Source organism: Shewanella sp. 10N.286.45.A1 (assembly GCF_041470405.1).
GTDB lineage: Bacteria > Pseudomonadota > Gammaproteobacteria > Enterobacterales > Shewanellaceae > Shewanella.
The window spans coordinates 1-4443 of record NZ_JBFRMK010000013.1 but is presented as its reverse complement, the minus strand read 5'-3'; the positions used below and the strand labels follow the sequence as shown (position 1 = coordinate 4443).

8 protein-coding genes are annotated in these 4443 nt (G+C 43.7%); all 8 read right to left on the bottom strand.

All coding sequences use genetic code 11. The features are described from left to right. Window positions 1–191 (bottom strand): helix-turn-helix domain-containing protein (locus AB4238_RS01030; protein WP_372030692.1); only part of this gene is annotated, 191 nt, incomplete at its 3' end. Between the two features lie 1099 nt (window positions 192–1290). Beyond that, window positions 1291–1551 (bottom strand): nickel-type superoxide dismutase maturation protease, encoded by a 261-nt coding sequence (locus AB4238_RS01025; RefSeq protein WP_372030691.1) that lies wholly within the window; start codon window positions 1549–1551, stop codon window positions 1291–1293. 48 nt (window positions 1552–1599) lie between these two features. Further along, complete coding sequence (gene sodN, locus AB4238_RS01020; RefSeq protein WP_372030690.1) at window positions 1600–2103, bottom strand: superoxide dismutase, Ni; 504 nt, start codon at window positions 2101–2103, stop codon at window positions 1600–1602. 8 nt (window positions 2104–2111) lie between these two features. Next, complete coding sequence (locus AB4238_RS01015) at window positions 2112–2324, bottom strand: hypothetical protein (protein ID WP_372030689.1); 213 nt, start codon at window positions 2322–2324, stop codon at window positions 2112–2114. A gap of 112 nt (window positions 2325–2436) precedes the next feature. Then, complete coding sequence (locus AB4238_RS01010; RefSeq protein ID WP_372030688.1) at window positions 2437–2898, bottom strand: DUF2753 family protein; 462 nt, start codon at window positions 2896–2898, stop codon at window positions 2437–2439. A gap of 234 nt (window positions 2899–3132) precedes the next feature. Continuing rightward, window positions 3133–3519 (bottom strand): GNAT family N-acetyltransferase, encoded by a 387-nt coding sequence (locus AB4238_RS01005; protein WP_372030687.1) that lies wholly within the window; start codon window positions 3517–3519, stop codon window positions 3133–3135. 86 nt (window positions 3520–3605) lie between these two features. Next, window positions 3606–3956 (bottom strand): ISAs1 family transposase, encoded by a 351-nt coding sequence (locus AB4238_RS01000; RefSeq protein WP_372030686.1) that lies wholly within the window; start codon window positions 3954–3956, stop codon window positions 3606–3608. A 145-nt stretch (window positions 3957–4101) separates the two neighbouring features. After that, window positions 4102–4443: ISAs1 family transposase (locus AB4238_RS00995; protein ID WP_372030685.1), on the bottom strand; the 342-nt coding region annotated here is incomplete at its 5' end.

The following is a 4443-nucleotide window of genomic DNA, read 5'->3' as shown; positions in this document are numbered from 1 at the left end:
CGCCGAGCTAATGCGTCCCGATGAGCGATTTCAGCATTATAATGACCCAATTTACATCTCATAATTTCAATGGAAATTGTCTTATTTGAACGGGTGAGCTTTATCGCTATCTTTCTTGCTGTAAACCCCATGTTCAGAAGCGTCTCTATCTGGTATCGTTCCTTAAGAGTCAGCTGTTTGTATTGCTTCATTATGGAGCACCTGGTTGTTTGTGTGAGAACTTCAACCTACGAGTAGCTGGCTCTCCTGTCTATTCCAAGTGTGTTGGTTATTATGAGAATCTAGGAAGTGTATGAACTGCATCGTAGAGCCAGCTTAAGATATGGTGTGTGTTGTAAGCCTCTAGGTCCATTAGGGTGATCAGCTTAGATAAGATAGGACATCAGTGGTTCCAATGAGCTGTGGTCGGCGTATGCGCAGATACTGCTAGTACCTATAGCAATCAAGCGCAATTCAGATGCCTTGAGCTTTTGCAAGTCGCCGTGAATATACCCCTATAGGCGCTTCTAAATCATCCATGATTTAGAAGCTTGCACAGCCCAACTTAGATGAATAGCTAGCAAGCCCATGGTAGTCGTTAACTCGCTTTCGGACCGGTATGAGGTAGCCTAACTAACAATTCGAGATTAAGCGGAAATATGGCAATCAAGCGTCATTCAGCTGCATTAAGCTTTTGTAAGTCGCCGTGAATATATCCCTATAGGCTCTGCCAAATCATCCATGATTTAAGAGCTTGTACAGCCCAACTTAGATGAATAGCTAGCAAGCCTATGGTAGTCGTTAACTCGTTTTTGGACGTGCGACGAGAAGTCGTATGAAGCGCTGTTCACCGCTTTGAGTGAACCACCTGTATCACCAGATGACCCTAGGACTCTGAATAAAGTAGCGAGTCTGACAATGTAACGAAGTTCAGTACCATAACTGAGCGGGAACAAAATCGTGAGAGGACGTTCCTCCTGATAACCACAAATTGGGTGAGTGCTAGGGAGTCAGTATGATGAATATAAGTGAATCCGTGCAAGGTGCGTTATACGAGAAGCAGCGGAAGTGGTTTTTACGCTGTGGCCAAAAGGCAATGAGAGTGGGAAAGAAGTTGTCCAATATTCTTTCGTGATCAATACGCTCTCCGCACTATAGCGGGCATCTAACCTGACATGCGCAACATACGGAATTCGGTAAGCCTGTATCGCTCCCTCTGGGAAAGCTGATTTAGCCGATAGCGGTGCAGGTATAGGAGGCTGGAGAAAGCCAAGGCTGTATTGTAATGATGCAGATACAGACAAATGTCTGTCACGAAAGTGAGCCCACTACCAGTATCACTTTGCTCTTAATTTGAGAGGCTTTAATCGGTCCAATCTCCTCAATGCCTACGCTATTCTTATTCTCGCCTTTAAACCAATACCTACCAGTATGGTCAATACCCACTAACGTTTTGACGATATAACCATAGCGAGGGTGAAGTAATTTAATAATGTCACCCACTTTTAGTGCCTTTTTATCAAAGTGTTCTGATAGCAGTACAAAGTTGCCACTTTTAAGCCGAGGAAACATGCTGTTTCCAGCGACTTTATTAAGGCTAAAACCAAACATAGTTGTCTATTACGACTCTAGTTTTGGATAGGTAACAAGTTCGGCGGGTGGATACGGACAGTTTGCTGAATAAACCTCTACCCCTTTGCTAAGCCAGAATACCTCCGCGAAGCGATTAACCAGTGTAAGCAGTTCCATCGTTGCAGCCCGATCAATGTGCTGTTTGCTTTTAGAGGCCGCTAACATGATGTTATGTGTGAGCGAATGCAATTCAGGAAAAGCATCCAATTGCGGCTGTTTTATATAATCGCCCCAGATAACTTGTATTTCAGCTTTCACTTTTTTCCCATGCAGCTCTTTCTCCCCCACCAAACGGTTAAACTGTGCCAGTTGAGCAGCCGACATTTCGCTTACTTTAGGTAGCTCATTCAGCAGATCGACCATGCGGATTATAGTCAACACCGCAAGTTGCGCTGTAATAGGATCGTAGATTTTACACGGAATATCACAGTGGGCAGATATCGTCTCAAACGGATATTTGCTATCAATTTTGTCGAGTAACTTCGCTAACATTTTAGCTCCTATTTATTGCCATCAAGCGATGATCTTTTTACTAAAGCCGATCTAAGTAATTTGTAGGCCAATACGGCAGCAACAACGACAGGAGCCGCCCAAAGCAAATGAATGAGATTTGAGGACTCGGCACTATGATCATGACCAGGATGGGCCAAAGCAGAGGTTGAAAATATGGCCAGCAAGCTTGTCATAGCTGCTATCAGGTAATTTATATTCATCGGTAATCCTTTATGTATAAATTGACGAAAAACGTTTTTCGCATCCAAATTGATGCAATTTAAGAAACGGTCTATGCGCGTAGATCTACTTATCAATTATGCTCTTGATAACTTAATGTAATGCACTACTTTGCCCGCCGAGTGATGCAGCAGTTTCTTCTAACGCTGAAACACAGTCATCGCAAATTGGGTGTCGCTTAGCAAAATCGAGGAGTGGCGGTATGGTTAAACTAAGGCTATTAAAAGCAGAGCTTCGCACCTCAGCAATGACTGATTCATCTGCTGACAATGTTTGCACCTGTTTATGAGCGTGCTTCAAATAATGTAATGCCATTTCGCTTTGCTGCTGAGACTCATACAGATGAGCCAAATTATGCATACCTGCTATCCAAGCAAACAATAACTCTCGGTCACTTAACTGATGTGACCATTCACTCTCAATCAAAGAGACAGCCTGTTGATAGCAGTACTGAGCATCCAGCCAAGCTGCCTCTTTAAAATGCTGATTACCAGAGTTCATGAGTTGCTGCCAATTTTCCATTTCACCACCATTTAGTTGTGCGAGGTTATTCATCCGATATAGTGCCGCCGAGCGATAGCAAACTTACCATCGTTACATTCAACACGGGCCAAATACGAATAATTCTCATTAAAATTTATCACAATTAAAAGCGATGCTCAAATGGCACGTGATAATTTACTTATGTAAAGGCTGGCAGTTGGCAGGAGTTAAAATGGGCGCAATCGTGGTTAAAAAAAAGGATACAAGCAGCAAGTGAAAGGCAATTATGTGAACAATGCCAGATGATTACAAGGTTAAAGTCATAAAAGAGCTATAGGGATCAACGTGATAATCGCCAAAAGGTAAGCACTCTTGAAAACCAAACTGCTGATATAATTTTTGTGCAGGCTTAAAAGCATCCATAGAGCCAGTCTCAAGACTTAAGCGCTGATAACCTCGAGTTCTCGCCTCAGCAATCAGGTGCGCCAATATTTTATGTGCAACACCTTGGCGAAGAAATTGAACGCTAGTGCGCATTGATTTAATTTCGTCATGATATTTATCAAGCTGTTTTAGTGCACCAATACCTACTAATTGATCAGCGCACCACAAGCTCCAAAAGGTAACATCAATGGCTTTTAGACCCGATATATCAAGAGCATGCACACTCTCAACAGGTGAGTGCGACAACATATCTTGATGGTGCTCACTTAACCAGGGCTAACGCATCAACGTCTATTTGTTGAATAAGCCCATGCTCTCGAATAAATAATCATCATTTAGGCCGCAGAGCCTGCGCTTGTTAGCCATGCTCTGCGATCGTGATTTTTTTGCTTCAACATGTTTAATATCCATTGCCGGATGACAGCTAAATTCTCACCAACAAAGCCTGATCGAGCTTGGGGTTGGTCTTCTTTAAATGCTACATCCAAGGTCCCATGCAGGTGGTTTTCCACCGACCAGTGCATTCTCGTCACCTTCAGTGCTGCGGCGGCCCCAAGCTCACGGCTGCTAATATAATAGCGAACATAATCATTGGTTTCATTCTTCAAAGTTCGTTCAGCTTGCACCTCGATGATAACTTTTGCATTCCATTTCTGACAAAGTGACAGACTGTCGTCAACGGCCAAGGCCCAACAGCGCCGACGCTCCTTTCGTCCATGCGCTTGTCGAACTGATTATCAAAAAAAGGCCCCAACTCATCTGTTGGCGTGGTTTCCCAATAAGCCTGAAAGTGCTGCTGCACTTCGTCGCACAACTTTGGCTGATTGTCCTTCACCGCCAGTAAGTAATCGCCGTTTTTCTCAAGAATAGCGCTGACAATTTTGGTCTGAGGCCTGCCGCGTCAATACTGCCCAGACAGCCTTCAAGTTCCAGCAGCTTGAGCAGCTCTGGTATCGCCGTAATATCATTGGTTTTTACCTCGACCTTTTGTTGACCGATGCACATGCCCAATTCCGTAAACCATGCATTAACCATGTGAATTGTTTTCTTGCCACGTCCTTTACCAGCACCGCGAAGCGCCTTGCCATAAACAGCCAATTGGCTAGCGATCTTTTCATTCCCGATGATGTCATGAAGCCATTCTTGGAAGATGGATTTAATACCAATTGCATT

Bases quoted from the DNA above. Each gene is read 5' to 3' on its own strand.
- sodN (WP_372030690.1), bottom strand. From the start codon at position 2,103: ATGTTAGCGAAGTTACTCGACAAAATTGATAGCAAATATCCGTTTGAG.
- AB4238_RS01025 (WP_372030691.1), bottom strand. From the start codon at position 1,551: ATGTTTCCTCGGCTTAAAAGTGGCAACTTTGTACTGCTATCAGAACAC.
- AB4238_RS01015 (WP_372030689.1), bottom strand. From the start codon at position 2,324: ATGAATATAAATTACCTGATAGCAGCTATGACAAGCTTGCTGGCCATA.
- AB4238_RS01010 (WP_372030688.1), bottom strand. From the start codon at position 2,898: ATGAATAACCTCGCACAACTAAATGGTGGTGAAATGGAAAATTGGCAG.
- AB4238_RS01005 (WP_372030687.1), bottom strand. From the start codon at position 3,519: ATGTTGTCGCACTCACCTGTTGAGAGTGTGCATGCTCTTGATATATCG.